This window comes from Actinomadura sp. NEAU-AAG7 (assembly GCF_018603865.1).
Taxonomy (GTDB): domain Bacteria; phylum Actinomycetota; class Actinomycetes; order Streptosporangiales; family Streptosporangiaceae; genus Spirillospora; species Spirillospora litoris.
In genome coordinates, this window is sequence record NZ_JAHFZY010000002.1 from 997,538 (window position 1) to 1,017,863 (window position 20,326).

The 20,326-nt window shown below is 71.7% G+C and carries 17 protein-coding genes; 7 read left to right on the forward strand and 10 right to left on the reverse strand.

Annotation, left to right across the window (positions count from 1 at the left end; all coding sequences use genetic code 11):
• Window positions 1–275 precede the first annotated feature (275 nt).
• The gene (locus tag KLI87_RS13965) at window positions 276–929 is read right to left on the reverse strand and encodes a TetR family transcriptional regulator (RefSeq protein WP_214617234.1); all 654 of its coding nucleotides are present in this window, start codon (window positions 927–929) and stop codon (window positions 276–278) included.
• A 135-nt stretch (window positions 930–1,064) separates the two neighbouring features.
• On the opposite strand from KLI87_RS13965, the gene KLI87_RS13970 reads away from it, so the two are divergent.
• A complete protein-coding gene (locus KLI87_RS13970) occupies window positions 1,065–1,886 on the forward strand; it encodes an NAD(P)H-binding protein (protein WP_156215993.1) in 822 nt (273 codons plus the stop codon).
• Window positions 1,887–1,897: 11 nt separating this feature from the next.
• On the opposite strand, the gene KLI87_RS13975 is transcribed toward KLI87_RS13970, so the two are convergent.
• Complete coding sequence (locus KLI87_RS13975; protein WP_214617235.1) at window positions 1,898–2,434, reverse strand: PadR family transcriptional regulator; 537 nt, start codon at window positions 2,432–2,434, stop codon at window positions 1,898–1,900.
• A 90-nt stretch (window positions 2,435–2,524) separates the two neighbouring features.
• Here KLI87_RS13975 and KLI87_RS13980 point away from each other — a divergent pair, with 90 nt between their 5' ends.
• Together KLI87_RS13980 and KLI87_RS13985 are read left to right on the forward strand one after the other, a co-directional pair.
• Window positions 2,525–3,106: a hypothetical protein gene (locus KLI87_RS13980; protein ID WP_156215991.1), complete on the forward strand. Its 582-nt coding sequence runs from the start codon at window positions 2,525–2,527 to the stop codon at window positions 3,104–3,106.
• Between the two features lie 89 nt (window positions 3,107–3,195).
• The gene (locus tag KLI87_RS13985; protein ID WP_214617236.1) at window positions 3,196–4,695 is read left to right on the forward strand and encodes an aldehyde dehydrogenase family protein; all 1,500 of its coding nucleotides are present in this window, start codon (window positions 3,196–3,198) and stop codon (window positions 4,693–4,695) included.
• A gap of 380 nt (window positions 4,696–5,075) precedes the next feature.
• Here the strand turns inward: KLI87_RS13985 and KLI87_RS41515 are convergent, their stop codons facing one another.
• The gene (locus KLI87_RS41515) at window positions 5,076–6,722 is read right to left on the reverse strand and encodes a GMC family oxidoreductase N-terminal domain-containing protein (protein ID WP_308166000.1); all 1,647 of its coding nucleotides are present in this window, start codon (window positions 6,720–6,722) and stop codon (window positions 5,076–5,078) included.
• Between the two features lie 42 nt (window positions 6,723–6,764).
• Here KLI87_RS41515 and KLI87_RS13995 point away from each other — a divergent pair, with 42 nt between their 5' ends.
• The 3 genes from KLI87_RS13995 to KLI87_RS14005 all read left to right on the forward strand — a co-directional run bounded on the left by KLI87_RS13995 (window position 6,765) and on the right by KLI87_RS14005 (window position 9,074).
• A complete protein-coding gene (locus KLI87_RS13995) occupies window positions 6,765–7,391 on the forward strand; it encodes a cob(I)yrinic acid a,c-diamide adenosyltransferase (RefSeq protein WP_156215989.1) in 627 nt (208 codons plus the stop codon).
• A gap of 130 nt (window positions 7,392–7,521) precedes the next feature.
• Entirely contained in the window at window positions 7,522–8,448 is a 927-nt protein-coding gene (locus KLI87_RS14000) for a DUF4097 family beta strand repeat-containing protein (RefSeq protein WP_214617237.1), read from the forward strand.
• A gap of 248 nt (window positions 8,449–8,696) precedes the next feature.
• The gene (locus KLI87_RS14005) at window positions 8,697–9,074 is read left to right on the forward strand and encodes a hypothetical protein (RefSeq protein ID WP_156215987.1); all 378 of its coding nucleotides are present in this window, start codon (window positions 8,697–8,699) and stop codon (window positions 9,072–9,074) included.
• A 61-nt stretch (window positions 9,075–9,135) separates the two neighbouring features.
• Here the strand turns inward: KLI87_RS14005 and dnaE are convergent, their stop codons facing one another.
• Entirely contained in the window at window positions 9,136–12,696 is a 3,561-nt protein-coding gene (gene dnaE / locus KLI87_RS14010; RefSeq protein WP_214617238.1) for a DNA polymerase III subunit alpha, read from the reverse strand.
• Between the two features lie 117 nt (window positions 12,697–12,813).
• On the opposite strand from dnaE, the gene KLI87_RS14015 reads away from it, so the two are divergent.
• Window positions 12,814–13,749 (forward strand): LysR family transcriptional regulator, encoded by a 936-nt coding sequence (locus KLI87_RS14015; protein WP_214617239.1) that lies wholly within the window; start codon window positions 12,814–12,816, stop codon window positions 13,747–13,749.
• On the opposite strand, the gene KLI87_RS14020 is transcribed toward KLI87_RS14015, so the two are convergent.
• From KLI87_RS14020 to atpA, 6 genes are all read right to left on the reverse strand, one after another.
• A complete protein-coding gene (locus KLI87_RS14020) occupies window positions 13,739–15,256 on the reverse strand; it encodes a M28 family peptidase (RefSeq protein WP_214617240.1) in 1,518 nt (505 codons plus the stop codon). The genes KLI87_RS14015 and KLI87_RS14020 overlap by 11 nt on opposite strands.
• 123 nt (window positions 15,257–15,379) lie before the next feature.
• Window positions 15,380–15,847, reverse strand: a complete 468-nt coding sequence (locus KLI87_RS14025) for a DUF2550 domain-containing protein (protein ID WP_156215984.1) — start codon at window positions 15,845–15,847, stop codon at window positions 15,380–15,382.
• Window positions 15,848–15,871: 24 nt separating this feature from the next.
• Window positions 15,872–16,252 (reverse strand): F0F1 ATP synthase subunit epsilon, encoded by a 381-nt coding sequence (locus tag KLI87_RS14030; RefSeq protein ID WP_214617241.1) that lies wholly within the window; start codon window positions 16,250–16,252, stop codon window positions 15,872–15,874.
• A gap of 87 nt (window positions 16,253–16,339) precedes the next feature.
• Window positions 16,340–17,770: a F0F1 ATP synthase subunit beta gene (gene atpD / locus KLI87_RS14035; RefSeq protein ID WP_156215983.1), complete on the reverse strand. Its 1,431-nt coding sequence runs from the start codon at window positions 17,768–17,770 to the stop codon at window positions 16,340–16,342.
• Between the two features lies 1 nt (window position 17,771).
• Window positions 17,772–18,668 carry a F0F1 ATP synthase subunit gamma gene (locus KLI87_RS14040; RefSeq protein ID WP_156215982.1) on the reverse strand — a complete coding sequence of 299 codons (897 nt, stop codon included), beginning with the start codon at window positions 18,666–18,668 and terminating at the stop codon, window positions 17,772–17,774.
• A 6-nt stretch (window positions 18,669–18,674) separates the two neighbouring features.
• Complete coding sequence (gene atpA, locus KLI87_RS14045) at window positions 18,675–20,312, reverse strand: F0F1 ATP synthase subunit alpha (RefSeq protein WP_156215981.1); 1,638 nt, start codon at window positions 20,310–20,312, stop codon at window positions 18,675–18,677.
• Between the last annotated feature and the right edge of the window lie 14 nt (window positions 20,313–20,326).

A 20,326-nucleotide genomic window follows, 5' to 3' on the forward strand; every position in this document is an offset into this window, starting at 1 on the left:
CGGCCCACGGCGGTGTTCACCACGCCACGGCCCGCGGCAGTGTTCACCACGCCACCGCCCGCGGCAGTGTTCACCACGCCACCGCCCACGGCAGTGTTCACCACGCCACCGCCCACGGCACTCGCCTGGCGGCTCGTGCCTTGACCGTGCCTTGGCGGGCGCGGCATCGCTTCGCGATCTTCCCGGTGAGGGCTCGCCCCACCGGTCAGCCAACGCGCCCGCGTGACCGCTGAGGCCACTCGAAAAACGCTTTAGCACGCCCCTCGGAAGCGCGGTCAGGAAGCGGGCGGGGCCTGTGTCTCCTGGGGTGGTGCCGCCAGGTGGCGGATGATGCGGCGGAGTTGTTCGGCGTAGTGGTCCTGGAACTCCGGTGAGGTGGCGCTCACGCCGAAGACGCGGCGGACGGCCAGGGGCATCACCACGGGGGCCGCGACCGCGCTCATCATCAGCAGCATGACGGCGGCCGGGTCGAGGTCGTCGGCGATCTGGCCCTCGGCCTTGCGGCGCTCCATGTCGGAGAGGTCCTCGGCGAACTCCTCCGGGGCCTCGTCGGCGACCTGGTCGGCGTCCTCGGTGAGTCCGCGCCAGACGTTCAGCCGCGAGCCGCGCGGGTCGTCGAGGGCGTGCCGCAGGTAGCGGACCATCAGGTCCTCCAGCGGGACGGACGGGTCGTTGAACTCGGCCTCGCGCTCCAGCCAGCGGCGGCCGATCGCGAGGTACAGGCCCTCCTTGCCGCCGAAGTAGTAGTTGATCAGCTGTTTGTTCACGCCGGCGCGGTCGGCGATGTCCTGGACGCGGGCGCCCGCGAAGCCCTTGGCGGAGAACTCGTCCAGCGCCGCGTCGAGCAGCAGCCGCCGCGAGCGCTCGGCGTCGAGCTTGCGTTCGGTCGGCTCGGGCGCGCGGCGGCGCCGTCTCGTCGTTTCGGACACGGCCTCATCGTAACCGGCTGCCCGACCGATTCAACCATCCGGGTGGTTGACAACGTCATCTGTTTGGTTGAATCTGGACACGCCCCTGCACGGGGTACACCCCGTACCGAAAATGATCGAGAGAACCGGAAAACGATGATCCTTGTAACCGGAGCCACCGGAAACGTCGGCCGCCACCTGGTGGGCGAGCTGCTGTGCGCGGGCGCCCGGGTCCGGGCGCTGACCCGCGATCCCGCGACCGCGCACCTGCCCGCCGACGCCGAGGTGGCCCGTACCGACGAGATGCCCCTGGACGGCGTCACGTCCTTCTTCCTCAACCCGACCGTGTTCTGGAACGGGCTCGGCGACGTGCTCGCCCGCGTCAAGGACGCCGGGGTCCGGCGGATCGTGATGCTGTCCTCGTCCGCCGCCGCCGACGCCGACTCCGACAACGAGCTGGCCGCCAAGCACCTGCGGATGGAGGAGGCGGTCGAGGAGACCGGCCTGGAGTGGACGTTCCTGCGCCCCGGCGTGTTCGCGTCGAACTCGCTGGGCTGGCGCAAGGAGATCCTCGCCGGCGAGCCGGTGCGGGAGCCGTTCGCGGCGGGACTCAGCACGCCGATCCACGAGCGCGACATCGCCGCCGTCGCCGCGCGGGCCCTGCTGACCGACGACCTGGTCGGCGCCAAGCCCGTGCTGACCGGGCCGGAGGGCATCACCGCGCCCGAGATGGTCCGGCTCATCGGCGAGGCCGCCGGGCGTCCCGCGCGCTTCGAGGAGATCAGCCCCGAGGAGGCGCGGGAGAAGATGCTCAAGATGCCCTACATGCGCGAGGGCATCGTGGACGTGCTGCTCCAGCTCCGCAAGGACGCCGAGCACCGCCCGGTCGAGATCTCACCCGAGGTCGAGCGGATCACCGGCCGCCCCGGGCGGACGTTCGCCGAGTGGGCCGCCGACCACGCCGACGACTTCCGCTGATCCCTCGGGCGTCATCGCGCCGACGTGGGTGGGTCCTCCAGCTCCCGGAGGGCCCACTCCATCCATTCCCGGCGCATCGCCATGAAGCGCTTGCCGTACTCCATGACCAGGCGGCCGTATCTCGACAGGTCGTCCTCGCCCCAGCTCACCGCCTCCTCGACCGCCTCGATGCCCGCCTGCCGCTCCGCCAGCTCCGCCGCGCGGCCCCGCAGGTACTCCTCGCGCTGCTCGGGCGTCACGAGCCCGAGGAAGAACACCCGCAGCAGCACCTCGTCGCGCCGGACGGCCTTGGGCGCGGTCTCGGTCAGCCAGCGCCGCAGCTCCTCCCGGCCGGCCGCGGTGACCCCGTGGGCCTTGCGGCCGCGCGGGCCCTCCTCGACGACCTCGATGAAGCCGTCGGCGGTGAGTTTGGCCAGCTCACCGTAGAGCTGGCTCTGCGTCGCGCCCCAGACGTTGGCCAGCGAGACCTCGAACATCCGCATCAGGTCGTAGCCGCTGGAGCCGTCCATCTCGGCCAGCAGGCCCAGCACCGCGTGTCTCAGGCTCATGGGCCGACCCTACACTCCAATCTTGACATGTCGATAGTGGAATGTCTAAGTTCGACATGTCGAAGTTGGAATGCCCGAGAGGCCACCGTCATGGCGAAGTACTACGTCCGCACCTTCCTCCCCTGGATCCTGCTCGCCGTCGTGAGCGGGGTGGACGACCTGGCCGGCGCGCTGACCGGGCTCGTCGCGGCGGCCGTCCTGCTCGGCGACGACCTGCGGCGGGGGCACCGCGCCGACGCGCTGTTCCTGGAGATCTCCACCTGCGCGTTCATGGCGCTGCTGACCGCGCTCGCGTTCACCGTCCCGGGGTCTCCGGCGCTGGACTACGGCGCGTCGCTCGCGATCGGCTGGCTGGCGCTCACCGCGTGGGCCACGCTCGCCGCCGGGCGCCCCTTCACCGAGGGCGTCGCCCGCCGCCAGGTGAGCGAGGCGGTCGCGCGAACCGGCCTCTTCCGGTCGATCAACCGCGTGCTGACCGCAGTGTGGGCGGCGAGCTTCACCGTGCTGGCCGTGGCCCTCGGCTGCGTCCAGCACTGGGCGCCGCACGACACCGCCCTGCTCGTCGCCTGCAAGATCGCCGGTTTCGCGGTGCCCGCCGTCGTCACCGCCCGCTACCCCGACAGCGCCAGGAGGCGCGCCTCCAGGGCCGTGCCCGGGAGCGTCCCGCGCTGACGCCCCCGGCTCCGCGGCGCCCGGGGCGTCGCAGCGCCCGTAGAGTGCTTGTCAAGCAGTCCCTATGAGGCCCCTCACGGGAGGTTCCCATGTCCGTGGCCACGGAGAACGCCAGGACGTTCGCGTCCCTGAACCCGGCCACCGGCGAGGTCGTCGCCGAGCACCCCGTCCACGATGAGGCGGCCGTGGCCGGGGCGGTCGGGCGGGCCCGCGAGGCGGCCGCCTGGTGGAGCGCCCTCGGCTGGAAGGAGCGCCGGCTCCGGCTGCTGAACGCCAAGGGCGCGCTCACCCGGCACCTCAGCCGGATGGCCGAGCTGATCCACCAGGAGACCGGCAAGCCGCTGCAGGACGCCCAGCTTGAGACGATCATGGCGATCACCCATCTGGACTGGGCCGCCCGCAACGCCGAGAAGGTGCTCGGACCCCGCAACGTCTTCCCGGGCCTGCTGTCGATCAACCAGCGCTGCGTCGTGGAGTACCAGCCGCTCGGCGTCGTCGGCGTCATCGGCCCCTGGAACTACCCGGTCTTCACGCCGATGGGGGCGATCGGCTACGCGCTCGCGGCCGGGAACACCGTGGTGTTCAAGCCGTCGGAGTTCACCCCGGGCGTCGGCGAACTGCTCGCGTCCCTCTTCGCGGGGGTCGTGCCCGAGCAGCCCGTCCTCCAGGTGGTCACCGGCCACGGCGCGACGGGCGCGGCGCTCGCCTCCTCCCCCGGCGTCGACAAGATCGCCTTCACCGGCTCCGCGCGGACCGCCAGGCGCGTCATGGCCGCCTGCGCCGCGAACCTCACCCCGATCGTCGCCGAGTGCGGCGGCAAGGACGCCTGCCTCGTGGACGCCGACGCCGACCTCGACGCCGCCGCCGACGCCGCGCTGTGGGGCGCGATGGCGAACGCGGGCCAGACCTGCATCGGGGTCGAGCGGATCTACGTCGTGGACGAGGTGTACGACAAATTCCTCGGCCTGCTCACCGACAAGGCGCGCGACCTGCGCCCCGGGTTCGACCGGGAGGCCGCCTACGGGCCGATCACGATGCCGGGGCAGCTCGACGTCATCGAGCGGCACATCAGGGACGCGCTCGACAAGGGCGGCAAGGCCGTCGTCGGGGGCGTCGAGTCCGTCCGCAAGCCGTATGTGGAGCCGGTCGTGCTCACGGGGGTGCCGGACGACTCGTCCGCCGTGACCGAGGAGACGTTCGGGCCGACGATCACCGTCCACCGCGTCAAGGACCTGGACGAGGGGATCGAGCGCGCCAACCGCGGCGCCTACGGCCTCGCCGGGACGGTCTTCTCCGGCGACCGGACACGCGCGCTGGAGGCTGCCAGGCGGCTGCGCTCGGGCATGACCTCGATCAACTCCTTCGCCGCGTTCGCGAACATCGCGGCGCTGCCGTTCGGCGGGGTCGGCGAGTCGGGTTTCGGCCGCGTGCACGGCGCCGACGGGCTGCGCGAGTTCAGCCGTGCCAAGGCGATCACCCGGCAGCGGTTCGGCTCGACGACGCTGACCTCCTTCGCCAGGACGGAGAAGGAGATGGCCCGCGTCCTCGGCCTGATCACCATGCTCCACGGCCGCCGCTACAAGCGCTGACCGCCCCCTCCTAAGGCGCCGGGCCGCCGTCTAGGACGTCCGGCCCGCGGCCCCCGCGCCTAAGGCGTCTCTGAGGCCGGGAGATAAGGCTTAGTCCCGATGTAGGGAGGGGCGCCTTAGGGCGAACCTTGTACTTGTCGGGCCGAGGGGGCCCGGCGGGAACAAGGAGAAGAACATGATCCGCCCGGAGATCTCCAGGGACCTGGTCAACGACCGAGTGGCCGCGCTGCGCGCCGAGGCCAAGCACGCCCGCCGCGTCCGGCTGGCGAAGGCCCTCAAGCGGTGACGCCGCCGCACTGTCCGATCCACTTCACGCCCCCGTCGAGAGACGGGGGCGTTCCTCATTTCACGGCCTCTTCTCACGCCCCCATCTCACGGCCTCATTGCGCGGCCGGGGCGCCGACCGGCGCGGCGGCGTTCGCGGGCACCAGCGGCGCGTTCCCGCGGATCAGGTCGGCGGCGCGCTCGGCGATGGCGATCGTCGGCGCGTTGGTGTTCCCGCGCGGGACCGACGGCATGACCGAGGCGTCCACCACCCTCAGCCCCTCGACGCCCCGCACGCGCAGCTCGGCGTCGCAGACGGCGTCGCCGGAGCCCATCGCGCAGGTGCTGGTCGGGTGGAACAGCGTCACGCAGCCGCGGCGGACGAACTCGGCGAGCGCGGCGTCGTCGTCCGCCTGCTCACCGGGCGCCCACTCGCCGCCGACCAGCGACGCGAGCGGGCCGGTGGCGGCGATCTCCCGGGTCTGCCGGATCCCGGCGATCAGAATCTCCAGGTCGGCCGGGTCGGAGAGGTAGGCGGGGTCGATCAGCGGCTTGGCGTGCGGGCTCGCGGAGCGCAGGGTCAGCGCCCCACGGCTGGCGACCGCGACCGCCCCCACGAGGATCGACAGCAGCCGCTGCGACGACTCGACCAGGCCCTGGTCGATGAACGGCGTCGGCAGCACGTGGTACTGGAGGTCGGGCGCGGGCAGGCCCTCGCTCGTCCGGGCGAACCCGCCCGACTCCGCGACGTTGGACGCGTACGGGCCGCGCGCGAGCGACTGGTACAGCGCGAGCGCGCGGGCGTTGGCCAGCTCCCAGAGCGGCTTGGTGCGGGGCGTGGCGAACATGACGTTCACACAGGGGTGGTCCTGGAGCCCCTGGCCGACCGGGGAGTCCACGACCACGTCGATGCCGTGCGAGCGCAGGTGGTCGGCGGGCCCGACGCCCGAGAGCATGAGCAGCTGCGGGCTGTTCACCGCGCCGCCCGACAGGATGACCTCGGCGTTCGCGCGGGCCTCGGCGGTCTCGCCGCGGACCTCGTAGCGGACGCCGGTCGCCCGGCCGCCCTCGATCAGGACGCGGGTCGCGAGCGCGTCGGTCACCACGGTCAGGTTCGGGCGGTTCTCGACCGGGTGGAGGTACCCGGCGGCGGCCGACCACCGCCTGCCGCGCTTGTGGGTGACCTGGTAGAAGCCGACGCCGTCCTGCTCGGCGCCGTTGAAGTCGGCGTTGGCGGGCAGGCCGGCCTCGTTCGCCGAGCGCACCCACGCCTGCGTGAGCGGGTGCTTGTAGCGCAGGTCCTCGACGCGCAGGGGGCCGCCAACGCCGTGGTAGGGGATCGCGCCGCGCTGCTGGTCCTCGGAGCGGACGAAGTAGGGCAGCAGGTCCTCATAGCCCCAGCCGTCGCAGCCGTAGGAGTCGCGCCAGGTGTCGTAGTCGTGCCGGGCCCCGCGAATGTAGATCATCGCGTTGGTGGACGAGCTGCCGCCGAGCGTCCGCCCCCGGGGCCAGTAGACGCTGCGTCCGGAGGCGTGCGCCTGCGGGACGGTGGCGAAGTCCCAGTCGTAGGGACCCTTGATCATCGTGGCCACGGCCAGCGGGATCTGGATCTCGGGTGCGCCGTCGGGAGGCCCCGCCTCCAGCAGCAGGACCCGCAGCGACGGATCCTCGGTCAGCCGGGCGGCGAGGACGCAGCCCGCGCTGCCGGCTCCCACGATGACGTAGTCGTACACGGCGACCTCCGGGGGGTTCGCCCTGAACACTACCGAACGACCTTTCGGGCGAGGCCGGGTTAGGGTGCGGCCATGGCGAAGAACAGGGAGACCCCCGTCGTCCTCTCACAGATCTACACCCGGACCGGCGACGACGGCACCACCGCGCTGGGCGACGCGTCCCGGACCCCGAAGACCGACCCGCGCCTGTCGGCCTACGCCGACGTCGAGGAGGCCAACGCCGCGATCGGCGTCGCCCTCGCCCTGGGCTCGCTGCCCGAACCGCTGGTGGCGCTGCTGACCCGCGTCCAGAACGACCTCTTCGACGTGGGCGCCGACCTGTGCGCGCCGGTCGTGCCCGACCCGCGGTACCCGCCGCTGCGGGTGGACCCGTCCTACATCGAGCGGCTCGAAGCCGACTGCGACGAGCACAACGCCGACCTCGACCCGCTGCGCAGCTTCATCCTCCCCGGCGGGACGCCGGGAGCCGCGCTCCTGCACGTCGCCCGCACCGTGACGCGGCGCGCCGAGCGGTCGGCCTGGGCGGCGATCGAGGCGCACGGCGCCGCCGCCGACGGCGACCCCGACGCGGCCGAGGGCGGCGTCAACCCGCTGACCGCCCGCTACCTCAACCGGCTCTCCGACCTGCTGTTCATCCTGTGCCGGGTCGCGAACGCCGGGCGGGGCGACATCCTGTGGAAGCCCGGCGGGGAACGCTGACCCGGGGCGTCCCTCAGGACGGGGGTGGGGCTAGCCCCACCCCCGACAAGCCGGTCTTCCTCCTGGTGGGGCGCCTACGACCGGAGGATCCTTGTCGTCGTACGGGGGAGCAGACGACAGGAGAGGCGACGTGAGGACCCTGAGCGGTGTGGCTGTGCTGGCCGTCCTGGCGGCCACGGTGACCGGATGCGGGCTGGACTTCGGTCAGCACGGTGAGACCCGCGCCTACGACGGGCCCGCCGGCGTCGACCGGCTCAAGGTGCGGTCCGGCGACGGGAAGGTGGAGATCGTCGCCTCCGACGCGCCCGGGATCAAGGTGCGGGAGAAGCTGCACTGGTCCAACAAGAACAACAAGCCGCAGGCGCGGCACGTCACCGAGGGCGGCACGTTCTCGCTGTCGTCCCGATGCGCCCGGCAGGTGATCGGCATGAACGCCTGCCGGATCTCCTACCGGATCGAGGTCCCGCGCTCGATCGCCGTCGACGTCGAGAACAGCGACGGCAAGATCGTCGCCTCCGGCCTGGCGGGCGCGGTGCGGCTGAGGTCCGGCACCGGCGGCATCACCGCGAGCGACCTGCGCGCCACCTCGCTGTCCCTGGACGCCCGCGACTCCGCCGTCCGGGTCTCGGGCCGGGCCACGACCGCCGACCTGCGCACCGGCACCGGGGCGATCATCGCGACCGGCCTCACCGCCGACCGGCTCAGCGCCCGCTCGAACGACGGCCGCATCCAGCTCTCCGGACGCGCCACGCTCGCGGAACTGCGCACCGGCACCGGACGCATCGACGCCGCCTCGCTGACCGCCGACCGCGTGGTCGCCCGCACCAACGACGGCTCGATCACGCTCGGCCTGCTGACTCCCCCGAGCGCCCTCCAGGCCACCACGAACACCGGCGACGTCCACGTCCGGGTGCCCCGGGGCCCCGCCTACGCGATCGACGTCAAGACCGGCACCGGCTCCAAGAAGATCGACCCGAACCTGCACCACGACTCCACGGCCAAGCGCCACATCAAGGTCTCGACCGGCGACGGCGACGCCGTCGTCTCCCCGGCCTGATCCTCCCGGGGCTCACGGCGTTCTCGCTTGTTCTTCCGGGCCGGCGCGAGGGTAACGGCGGGTGTCGTCGCCTCGGGCGCGGGCTGTGCGCGGTGCGGAACGTGACAATTCCCGGGCGCCGATTGATAAGCGTCACCGATCGGCAATTTAGGCGAATACCACTGAACCCGATTGATCGGGGGCCCCGTACTCCTGGGCATAGAAGGTCGCACTGCGATCTCCACCTTTCCCAGAGATCGGGAGAAGAAATGTCCGCACGCACTTTCCCCGCCCGCCGTACCGTCACCGCCGCCGCGCTCGTCGGCGCCGCCGGACTCATCGGGCTCGGCATGGCCTCGACGGCCGACGCCGCCGCGCCCGCCAAGGTCACCGTCAAGGTCACGCAGAAGGGCAACTACACCGCCGCGATCTGCGTCGGCGACATCCTTGAGGCCCGGTGCACCGACAACGTCGGCAAGGGCCAGACCAAGACGTTCACGGTGGCCCCGCCGAAGGGCACCGCGGTCAGCGTCAGCGTGATCGTCAAGGGTGGCGGCTCGGCGGACAAGTCGGTGGTGAGCAACAACAAGCAGCTCAAGTTCGAGACCGCCGGCAGCAAGGCCAAGCCGGTCGTGAAGCAGGTCTGATCCGTTCTCCGGGCCCCGCGACCGGGTGGCGGTTGCGGGGCCCGGCGGTCGGTTCGCGTTTTCATTTGGATTCGCTGTGAAATGCGCTCTGGCCCAAGAGGGATTTCACGTCTCCATAGAATGCGGGGCCGAGGGCGATCCTGAATCGCGGCAGATCGAACAGGACGTCTCCGGCTCCGCGTGGGCGGCGCATGCGCAGGTGCACAGGGGTGTCGCCGGGGTGCGCCGTGAGTAGCCGGCCCAGGTCGCGGACGAGCGCCGGCGTCACCTTGGCCTCGGCCACCGAGATCACCACGGGCGGGGCGTCCCCGGCGCCGTGCGCGTCCAGGTCCAGGACCGTCACGTCGTCGACGTGGACGCTCAGCGTCTCGTCGCGGACGTTGACGCGTCCTCGGATGGACACGACCCGGTCCTCGGCCAGCAGGCCGCCGAACAGCTGGTGGCTCTTGGGGAAGACCAGGCATTCCACGGACGCGTCGTGGTCTTCGAGGGTGGCGATCGCCCAGGTGTCGCCGCGCTTGGTGACCTTGCGCTGGAGCGCCGCGATGATGCCGCTCACCCTCACCGGGCCGTCGGTGCGGCCGGAGGCGAGCAGGTCGGCCAGCGCGGTGTCGCGGTGGGCCTTCAGGATCCGTTCGGCGCCGTCGAGCGGGTGGCCCGAGACGTACAGGCCGAGCATCTCCCGTTCGTGGGTGAGCAGGGTGGCGCGGTCCCATTCGCCGTCCGGGACGGTGATCCCGATCCCCTCGGTGGCCTCGGCCGATCCGCCGAACAGCGCGTCCTGGCCGTGCGCCTCGTGCCGCTTGACGTCGATGGCCGCGTCCACCGCCTGTTCGTGGACGGCGACGATCCCCCGCCGGTGGTGGCCCAGGCCGTCGAACGCGCCCGCCTTCGCCAGTGACTCGATCACGCGCTTGTTGCACACGGCCGCCGGGACCCGGTCGAGGAAGTCGGCGAAGCCGGTGAACGCGCCGCCCCGCTTCCGGACGCCGACGACCGCCTCGACGACCCCGGCGCCGACGTTGCGGACGGCGCCCAGCCCGAACCGGATGTCGTCGCCGACGGCGGTGAAGTCCAGGGCGCTCTGGTTGACGTCCGGCGGCAGCACCCGGATGCCGAGGCGGCGGCAGTCCGACAGGTAGACCGCCATCTTGTCCTTGTCGTCGCCGACCGACGTCAGCAGCGCGGCCAGGTACTCGGCGGGATGGTTGGCCTTCAGGTAGGCCGTCCAGTAGGAGACCAGGCCGTACCCGGCGGTGTGCGACTTGTTGAACCCGTAGCCGCTGAACGGCACGAGGACGTCCCACACCGCGCGGATCGCCTCGTCGGAGTGGCCCCGCTCGCTCATCCCCGCGCGGAACCGGTCCCATTCGGCGTCCAGTACTTCCTTCTTCTTCTTGCCCATCGCGCGGCGCAGCAGGTCGGCGGCGCCCAGCGAGTATCCGGCGAGCCGCTGCGCGATCGCCATGACCTGCTCCTGGAAGACGACGAGGTGGTAGGTGTCGCCGAGGATCGGTTCGAGCGCCTCGCCCAGCTCGGGGTGGATGGGCTCGACCTTCTGCCGCCCGGTCTTGCGCAGCGCGTAGTTGGTGTGGGCGTTCATCTCCATCGGGCCCGGCCGGTACAGCGCGGACACGGCGGCGATGTCGGTGAACTCGGTCGGCCGCATCAGCTTCAGCAGCGTCCGCATGCCGCCGCCGTCGAGCTGGAACACCCCGAGCGTGTCGCCGCGCGCGAGCAGCGCGTAGGTCGTGGGGTCGTCCAGCGGGACGTCGAGGATGTCGATCTCCACGCCCTTGTTGGCCTTCACACCCGCGACGGCGTCGTTGATGACCGTGAGGTTGCGCAGGCCGAGGAAGTCCATCTTCAGCAGGCCCATGTCCTCGGCCTGGGTGAAGGGGAAGCCGGTGACCACCGGGCCGTCGGCCTTCGGGCGGGCCAGCGGCAGCACGTCGATCAGCGGGTCGGAGGAGAGGATCACGCCCGCCGCGTGCACGCCGGTGCCGCGGGTCAGCCCCTCGACGCCGAGCGCGGTATCGATCACACGCTTGACGTCGGGTTCCTCCGCGTACATCCGGCGCAGCTCGGTCGCCTCGGCGTAGCGCGGGTGCGCCGGGTCGTGGACGGCGGCGAGCGGGATCTCCTGGCCGCCCGCCGCCGCCGGGAACGCCTTGGTGATCCGGTCGCCGAGCGCGTAGGGGTAGCCGAGCACGCGGCCCGCGTCCTTGACGGCGGCCTTCGCCTTGATCGTGCTGAACGTGACGATCTGGCAGACGCGGTCGCCGCCGTAGCGGCGGGTCACGTACTCGATCATCTCGTCCCGGCGGCGGTCGTCGAAGTCCAGGTCGATGTCGGGCATCGTGACGCGCTCGGGGTTGAGGAAGCGTTCGAAGATCAGCTTGTGCTCGATCGGGTCCAGCTCGGTGATGCCGGTGCAGTAGGCGACCATGGAGCCGGTCGCGGAGCCGCGTCCCGGGCCGAGCCCGATCCCCTCCGCGCGGGCGTGCCGGCAGATGTCGGCGACGACCAGGAAGTAGCCGGGGAAGCCCATCCCCTCGATGACCGACAGCTCGTGGTCGATGCGCTCCAGCACCTCCCGCGGCGGATCGCCCCGGTAGCGGCGGCGCGCGCCGCGCAGCGTCTCGGCGCGCAGCCAGGACGCCTCGGTCTCCCCGTCCGGGACGGGGAACTTCGGCATGAGGTCGCGGTGGGCGAACACCGGCGCGTAGTCCCCGGCACGCTCGGCGATCAGCAGTGTGTTGTCGCAGGCGCCGGGGACCTGCGCGTCCCACATCCCGCGCATCTCCCGCGCCGTCTTCAGGTGGTAGCCGCTGCCGCCGAAGCGGAACCTGTCGGTGTCGGCGAGCTGCTTCCCCGTGCCGATGCACAGCAGCGCGTCGTGCGCCTCGGCGCGGTCCTGCGTGACGTAGTGGGAGTCGTTGGTCGCGAGCGGCGGCAGGTCTAGGTCGCGGCCGACGCGCAGCAGGTCGTCGCGGACGCGGCGCTCGATCGGCAGCCCGTGGTCCATCAGCTCCAGGAAGTAGTTCCCGGCGCCGAACAGGTCGCGGTAGCGGGACGCGGCGGCGACGGCCGCGTCGTACTGGCCGAGCCGCAGCCGGGTCTGGACCTCCCCCGACGGGCAGCCCGTCGTCGCGATGATCCCCCGCGCGTGCTCGGCGAGCAGCTCGTCGTCCATGCGCGGGTACTTCTGCGCGCGGCCCTCCAGCCACGCCCGCGACTGGAGCCGGAACAGGTTCCGCAGCCCCTCGGCGGACTCGGCCCACATCGTCATGTGCGTGTAGAGGCCGCGCCCGGAGACGTCGCCGCCCGCGCCGGTCGTCTCGTCGGACCGGCGCAGCGCCGGGTCCTCGCTCCAGAACACCGGCTCGCGGTGCCGCCGGGACGCGGGCGCCACATACGCCTCGATGCCGATCACGGGCTTGACGCCCCGGGCCACGGCCGTGCGATGGAACTCGTGCGCGCCGTACACGTTGCCGTGGTCGCTCATCGCGACGGCGGGCATACCGAGCCGCGCGACCTCGTCCATGAGCGGGCCCACCTTGGCGGCGCCGTCCAGCATCGAGTACTCGGTATGGACGTGCAGGTGCACGAAGGATTCCATCCGTCACCTCCAGCGGTTGTAGCCTTCGTCGGCGACCGCATCCCATCGCCGTTCAAGGCAGGGTGTCCAACAACCGACACGTCAGCCAGAACAACCCGAGGTTGTAGGAGGAGCTGGATGGACCTGGATCTCGGCGCGGTGCGCGCCTTCGTCGCGGTGGCCGCCGACCGCTCGTTCAGCGCCGCCGCCGACCGGCTCGGCCTCAGCCAGCAGGCGGTGTCCAAGCGCGTCGCCAGGCTGGAGGCCCACCTCGGCACGCCACTGCTGGCCAGGACGCGCGGCGGCGCCGAGCCGACGGCGGAGGGGCGCGCGTTCCTCGTCCCGGCCCGCGCGCTGCTCGTGCTCGCCGACCAGGCGGTGGAGCGGGCGCGGGGCGGCCCGCGCCCGCTGCGGGTGGACGTGCTCGGCACCCGCCTCGCCTCGACCGCGCTGATCCGCGGGTTCCACGAGGCGCGGCCGGACGTGGAGATCGAGATCCTCACCTCCGACGGGCTCGCCACCGCGGGCCCCGCGCTGCTCGCGGGCGCGCTCGACGCCTTCCTCGGCCGCGCCACCGCCGCCCTGGACGAGGGCATCGCGCGCGTCCCCGCCCACCTGGAACCCCTGCACGTCCTCGTCGGACGCGGGCACCGGCTCGCGGGCCGCGCGCACGTCCGGGCGGCCGAACTCGCGGGCACGACGGCGTGGATGCCCGGCAATGCCCGGGAGAGCGAGTGGGTCGAGTTCTACCGCTACCTCAGCGCCGATTTCGGCATCGGCACCGACCCGTCCGGCCCCAACTTCGGGCTGGAGCACTACGTGGAGCGGATCGCCGCGTCCGCGACGCTCTACGGCATCGTCGGCAAGGACATCCGCCTGCCGCCGCACCCGGACATCCGGGTGCTCCCGGTCGTCGAGCCGGCACCGGTGTTCCCGTGGTCGCTGATGTGGCACGCGCCGAACGGGCATCCGGCGCTGCCGCCGCTCATCGCCCATGTCACGGCGGGGCACCGGCCGTTCGACCCGTCCGGCGAGTGGCTCCCGCCGCCCGACCGCGCCGCGTTCAGCGGGTGAGCCGGTCGCCCTGGTAGGACGGCGCCGGCGCGGGCGCGTCCAGGCGCCGCGCGTGCCCGTTGACGGCCACGGTGCTCTCGGCCAGGTGCTGGGTGACGGCGGCGATCGCGTCGGCGTTGGTGTCCAGCAGCCTCATGTCGACGTTCTTCAGCCGGTCGCACCTGGCGTGGTAGCAGGGGTCGTACACCTTCCCCGACCGGCCGCCGAACACCTTCGCCTCGCCGGCCGACTTCACCCCGTTCGCCCCGGTGTCGATGCCGCCGGACGGGATGCCGTGCTCGATGAACGGGCCGTAGTCCGAGCGTCCGGTGAACGGGCTCTGCGTGGTCGGCAGCCCGCGCCCGGCGAAGTGCCACCGGAACATCTTCTCGATCGCGCCCGACCCGGCGGGCGCCTTCACCCCGGCCCGCGCGGAGTGGTCGCCGTCGTACACGCCGCGGACGCCGTTCACCGAGCCGAGCATGTCGAAGTTGAGGTTCAGCGCGATCGCCGAACGGGCGGCCGGGCTCAGCGCGTCCACGTAGTGCGTGGACCCGCGCAGGCCCTCCTCCTCGGCCCCCCACCAGGCGAAGCGCACCCGGTTGCGCAGTCCCTTCGCGCCGAGCGCGGAGATCTTCTCGGCGATCGCCAGCAGCGCCGACGACCCGGTCGCGTTGTCGTTGATCCCCGGGCCCTCGCGGACGCTGTCCAGATGCGCGCCGAGCAGCACGACGTTGCCGGGCCGCCCCCGCCGCGTCTCGGCGATGACGTTGGAGGTGGTCCTCCTGCCCTGCGCGACGTCGGTCCTCACCCGGAGCCGCAGCCCGCCCCCGGACGTCCGGGACGCCTTGGCCAGGCTCGTCCCCAGCCTGTGCGTGACGCCGAGCACCGGGAGGGCCTGCGCCCGCTCCGCGGTGCCGTTGATCGGCCCCTTCTCCGCCGCCGTGTTGAAGATCAGCACGGCGGCCGCCCCGGCCTCCCGCGCCCGCTCCGCCTTCGCCTCGAACGTGCACCCGCCGCGCTGGACGAGCGCGACCGCGCCCTGCGTGAAGCCCTTGTAGTCCGCGCCCTCGCATCCGCTCGTGCCCGCGCCCGAGGACGGGAGGTCCACCGCCGTCACGGCCCCGGTGGTGTCGCCCGAACCCGAGTACCGCATGATGAGGAAGTCGTGCCCGCGCTTGTAGGACGCCTTGTGCGGCGCGGTCTGCGAGAGCACCGCCCCCGACTTCTCGTTCCAGTAGGGGAACGTGAACCTCTGGACGACCGGCGTCAGCCCCGCCGCCCTCAGCCGCCCCGTCACGTACTTCACCGAGACGTCGTACCCCGGGCGCCCCGCCGCGCGGTTCCCGCCGTTGTAGTCGGCGATCTCCTGGAACGCCGCCAGATGCCGCCGGACGTCCTTGAGCGTGACCAGCTTCGCCAGATCCGGCTTCGCGGGCGCGGCGCCCGCCGGAGGGCCGGACATCATGGCGGCCGACAGGGCCAGCGCGGCGGACGACCCGGCGACGCCGATGAGGAGCTTGCGCACGTGCACTCCTGCGAAACGGGAAAGGGAGCGGACCGTCGCGATCCTGCTCCCACGCCCCCGTTCGCCCGGCCGGACACGAGCACGGCAGGCGAAACCATGACCCGCCCGTTGCCGAATCCTGAATCAGGGCTGGTCGGGAGGATGGAGATCGACCGGAAAGCCGGGCGGCGCCGCCTCCAGCCACGCCAGGAAACCCGTCAGCGCCGAGGCGCCCATCGCCAACTCGACGGTCAGGTCGCCGTCGCGCACCTCGATGACGCTCACGTCCGGCAGCAGGCCGTCGGCCTCGCCCGGCTCGGGGCGGCGGCGGTTGGACACGACGAGGCCCCGGCGGTGGATCACCTGCCGGGGCCTGCGGCGGAAGCCGAACACCCGATGCCAGTGCAGGACGTCGCCCTTGTAGCGGCCGATGCCGAGCCGCCACGGGCCGGGCTCGGCCCCGGCGGGCAGCACCCGCAGGCTGCACTCGACCGCGCCGCCGCCGCGGACGAACAACCACCGGCGGACGGTCATCGCGACGAACACGAGCGCCGCCGCCACGATGACGGCGGCGAGCACCCCGCCCGCATCAAGTGCCAGGTGCCCGCCCAAGTCCCCCTACCGTCCGCTCGGAAACTACGCCTCGATGCCCGCGGCGCGCAGCCGCGCGCGGGCCCGCCGCTCCGCCGTCGCGTCGTCGCCGCCGAGCGCCTCCTCCAGCTCCCGGCGCGCCTCCGACACGTCGACCTCGTCGCTCAGCTCGGCCTGCTCGGCCAGCACCGACACCTCGTCCGCCGCGACGGAGAAGAAGCCGCTGCCGACCATCGCGGTGATCGGCTCGCCGCCGTCGGCGGGCTCGATCTTCACCACGCTGCCGTCGAGGAGGACGCCCAGCACCGGGGCGTGGCCCGGCAGGATGCCGAGCGAGCCCTCGACGGTCTGCGCGACCACCATCTTGGCCTCGCCGGACCAGATCTCGCGCTCCGGCGACACCAGCCCGACCTTCAGGGTTGCCACTGTCTCTCCTCCGAATACTGGAGCGGTTCCGGCGCGCCCGGACCCCGTGCCGCCGATGCGACGGGAGCCCGGACGCGCCGGAGCGGACTACTTCTCCAGCTCCTTGGCCTTCTTCTCGACGTCCTCGATGCCGCCGCACATGAAGAACGCCTGCTCGGGCAGGTGGTCGTACTTGCCCTCGGCGAGCGCCTTGAAGGAGGCGACCGTCTCGTCCTTGGAGACCGTCACACCGGGCTGGCCGGTGAACTGCTCGGCCACGTACATCGGGTGCGACAGGAAGCGCTCGATGCGCCGCGCCCGCTGGACGGTGACCTTGTCCTCCTCCGACAGCTCGTCGATACCGAGGATCGCGATGATGTCCTGCAGCTCCTTGTACTTCTGCAGGATCCGCTTGACCTCCTGCGCGACCTCGTAGTGCTCGGTCCCGAGGATCTGCGGGTCCATGATCCGCGAGGTCGAGTCGAGCGGGTCGACCGCCGGGAAGATGCCCTTCTCGGAGATGCTCCGCGCGAGCGTCGTCGTCGCGTCCAGGTGGGCGAACGTGGTGTGCGGCGCCGGGTCGGTGATGTCGTCGGCGGGCACGTAGATCGCCTGCATCGAGGTGATCGAGTGACCGCGCGTCGAGGTGATCCGCTCCTGGAGCACGCCCATCTCGTCCGCCAGCGTCGGCTGGTAGCCCACCGCCGACGGCATGCGGCCGAGCAGCGTCGACACCTCCGAACCCGCCTGGGTGAACCGGAAGATGTTGTCGATGAACAGCAGCACGTCCTGGTTCTGGACGTCGCGGAAGTACTCCGCCATCGTCAGCCCGGCGAGCGCGACCCGCAGGCGGGTGCCCGGCGGCTCGTCCATCTGGCCGAACACGAGCGCGGTGTCCTTGAGGACGTCCGCCTCGTCCATCTCCACCCAGAGGTCGTTGCCCTCACGGGTGCGCTCGCCCACACCGGCGAACACCGAGGTGCCGCCGAAGTTGCGGGCGACACGGCGGATCATCTCCTGGATGAGGACGGTCTTGCCCACACCCGCGCCGCCGAACAGGCCGATCTTGCCGCCCTTGACGTAGGGGGCCAGCAGGTCGATGACCTTGATGCCGGTCTCCAGCATCTCGGTCTTGGACTCCAGCTGGTCGAACGGCGGGGCGCCGCGGTGGATGCCCCAGCGCTCGTTGACCTCCAGCGACGCGGTCGGGACGTCCAGCGCCTCACCGAGGGCGTTCCACACGTGCCCCTTGGTGATGTCGCCGACCGGCACCGAGATGGACCGGCCGGTGTCGGTGACCGCCGCGCCGCGGATCAGGCCGTCGGTCGGCTGCATCGAGATCGCGCGGACCATGTTGTCGCCCAGGTGCTGGGCGACCTCGAAGGTCAGGGTCTTCTCGTCGCCGCCGAGCGTCACCTGGACGTGCAGCGCGTTGTAGATGTCCGGGATGGCGTCGGCGGGGAACTCCACGTCGACGACCGGGCCGATGACACGGGCGACGCGCCCGGTCGCGGTCGCCTCCTCGATCTGAGCAGTCATTTCACTCCCCGCCAGACTCGGCGAGCGCGTCAGCGCCACCGACGATCTCGCTGATTTCCTGGGTGATCGCGGCCTGCCGCGCCTGGTTCATCTGGCGCGTGTAGACCCCGAGCAGTTCGTTGGCATTGTCGGTCGCCGACTTCATCGCCCGCCGGACCGACGCCTGGAACGACGCGGCCGACTGGAGCAGCATGTGGTAGATGCGGCTCTCGACGTAGTTGGGCAGCAGCAGGTCGAGCGCCGCCTGCGCGGACGGCTCGAACTCATACGCCGGCGCGACCTTCCCGGTCTCGCCCTCGGTGATCTCCAGCGGCATGAGCCGCCGGACCTGGACGGACTGCGTCAGCATCGAGACGAACTCGGTGTAGACCACGTGGATCTCACCGACCCCGCCCTCGGCGTCGGTCTTCAGGAAGTCCTCGGTGAGGCGCTGCCCGATCCGCTCGGCGCTGGCGAACGTCGGCCGGTCGCTGAACCCGTGCCAGGTCTCGGCCACCTCCCGGCCCCGGAACCGGTACCAGGTGATGCCCTTGTTCCCGACGACGTAGGGGACGGGCTCGCGGCCCGCCTCCCGCAGCGACCTGATCAGCGCCTCCGCCTCACGGATCACGTTGGCGTTGTAGGCGCCGCAGAAGCCGCGGTCGCTCGTGACGATCAGCACCGCGCTGCGGTTGTCGGTCGGCTGCTCGTGCAGCAGCGGATGGTCGACGCCGACATGATGGCTCACCAGCGCCGACAGGGCCTGCGTGATCTGGTCGGCGTACGGCTTGGAGGCCGCCACCGCCTGCTGGGCCTTGACGATCCGCGAGGTGGCGATCATCTCCTGGGCGCGCGTGATCTTGGCGGTCGACTTGACCGTCTTGATCTGCTGCCGGAGTTGGCGTAGCTGAGCGGGCATCGTCGATCAGCTCTTCTTGGCGCGGGTGATCGTCTCCTGCTGGACGGCCTCGTCGTCGATCGCCTCGGCGGCCTCCTCCGCGCCCAGCAGGTCGCCCTCGCTGGTCTGGAAGCCCTTCTTGAACTCCGTGATGGCGTTCTTGAGGCTGGTGAGGCCGTCGTCGGAGAGCTGCCCCGTCTCGCGGATGGAGGTCAGCAGGCCGCCCTCCTCGCGCTCGACGTGGTCGAGGAACTCGCGCTCGAAGCGGCGGATGTCGGCGACGGGCACGTCGTCCAGCGCGCCGGAGGTGCCGGCCCACACCGACACGACCTCCTGCTCGACCGGGAACGGGCTGCCCTGCGGCTGCTTGAGCAGCTCGACGAGGCGGGCGCCGCGGTCGAGCTGGGCGCGGGACGCCGCGTCCAGGTCGGAGGCGAAGGCGGCGAACGCCTCCAGGTCGCGGAACTGCGACAGCGCCAGGCGCAGCGTGCCGGCGACCTTGCGCATCGCCTTGATCTGCGCCGAGCCGCCGACCCGGGACACCGAGATACCGACGTTGATCGCCGGCCGGACGCCCTGGTTGAACAGGTCGGTCTCCAGGAAGCACTGCCCGTCGGTGATCGAGATGACGTTCGTCGGGATGTAGGCCGACACGTCGTTGCCCTTGGTCTCGATGATGGGCAGACCCGTCATCGAGCCGGCGCCGAGGTCGTCCGACAGCTTCGCGCAGCGCTCCAGCAGCCGCGAGTGCAGGTAGAAGACGTCGCCCGGGTAGGCCTCGCGGCCCGGCGGGCGGCGCAGCAGCAGCGACACCGCGCGGTAGGCCTCGGCCTGCTTCGACAGGTCGTCGAAGACGATCAGGACGTGCTTGCCCTGGTACATCCAGTGCTGGCCGATCGCCGACCCGGTGTAGGGGGCGATGTACTTGTAGCCCGCCGGCTCGGACGCGGGGGCCGCCACGATCGTGGTGTACTCCAGCGCGCCGGCCTCCTCCAGGGAGCGGCGGACGTTGGCGATCGTCGAGCCCTTCTGGCCCACCGCGACGTAGATGCAGCGGACCTGCTTGCTCTCGTCGCCCGACTCCCACGCCTCGCGCTGGTTGATGATGGTGTCCACGGCGACGGTCGTCTTGCCCGTCTGCCGGTCACCGATGATCAGCTGGCGCTGGCCGCGGCCGATCGGGGTCATCGCGTCGATCGCCTTGATGCCGGTCTGCAGCGGCTCGCTGACCGACTGGCGCTGCACGACGGTGGGCGCCTGCAGTTCGAGCGCGCGGCGCTCGGTGCTCTCGATCGGGCCCTTGCCGTCCAGTGGGTTGCCCAGCGAGTCCACGACTCGGCCGAGGAAGCCGTCGCCGACCGGGACCGAGAGGACCTCGCCGGTCCGGCGGACCTTCTGGCCCTCCTCGATCTTGCTGAAGTCACCCAGGACAACGGCGCCGATCTCACGTACGTCCAGGTTCAGAGCCAGGCCACGCGTACCGTCCTCGAACTCGAGGATCTCGTTCGCCATCGCGGAGGGCAGCCCCTCGACGTGGGCGATACCGTCGCCGGAATCGACAACGGTGCCGACCTCTTCGCGCGCGGCGGCCTCAGGCTCGTACGACTGGACGAAGCGCTCCAGCGCGTTCCGGATCTCGTCCGGACGGATCGTCAGCTCCGCCATGATTCCTCTCTTGC

Bases quoted from the DNA above. Each gene is read 5' to 3' on its own strand.
- KLI87_RS13970 (WP_156215993.1), top strand. From the start codon at position 1,065: ATGATCCTTGTAACCGGAGCCACCGGAAACGTCGGCCGCCACCTGGTG.
- KLI87_RS13975 (WP_214617235.1), bottom strand. From the start codon at position 2,434: ATGAGCCTGAGACACGCGGTGCTGGGCCTGCTGGCCGAGATGGACGGC.
- KLI87_RS13980 (WP_156215991.1), top strand. From the start codon at position 2,525: ATGGCGAAGTACTACGTCCGCACCTTCCTCCCCTGGATCCTGCTCGCC.
- KLI87_RS13985 (WP_214617236.1), top strand. From the start codon at position 3,196: ATGTCCGTGGCCACGGAGAACGCCAGGACGTTCGCGTCCCTGAACCCG.
- KLI87_RS13995 (WP_156215989.1), top strand. From the start codon at position 6,765: ATGGCGAAGAACAGGGAGACCCCCGTCGTCCTCTCACAGATCTACACC.
- KLI87_RS14005 (WP_156215987.1), top strand. From the start codon at position 8,697: ATGTCCGCACGCACTTTCCCCGCCCGCCGTACCGTCACCGCCGCCGCG.
- dnaE (WP_214617238.1), bottom strand. From the start codon at position 12,696: ATGGAATCCTTCGTGCACCTGCACGTCCATACCGAGTACTCGATGCTG.
- KLI87_RS14015 (WP_214617239.1), top strand. From the start codon at position 12,814: ATGGACCTGGATCTCGGCGCGGTGCGCGCCTTCGTCGCGGTGGCCGCC.
- atpD (WP_156215983.1), bottom strand. From the start codon at position 17,770: ATGACTGCTCAGATCGAGGAGGCGACCGCGACCGGGCGCGTCGCCCGT.
- KLI87_RS14040 (WP_156215982.1), bottom strand. From the start codon at position 18,668: ATGCCCGCTCAGCTACGCCAACTCCGGCAGCAGATCAAGACGGTCAAG.
- atpA (WP_156215981.1), bottom strand. From the start codon at position 20,312: ATGGCGGAGCTGACGATCCGTCCGGACGAGATCCGGAACGCGCTGGAG.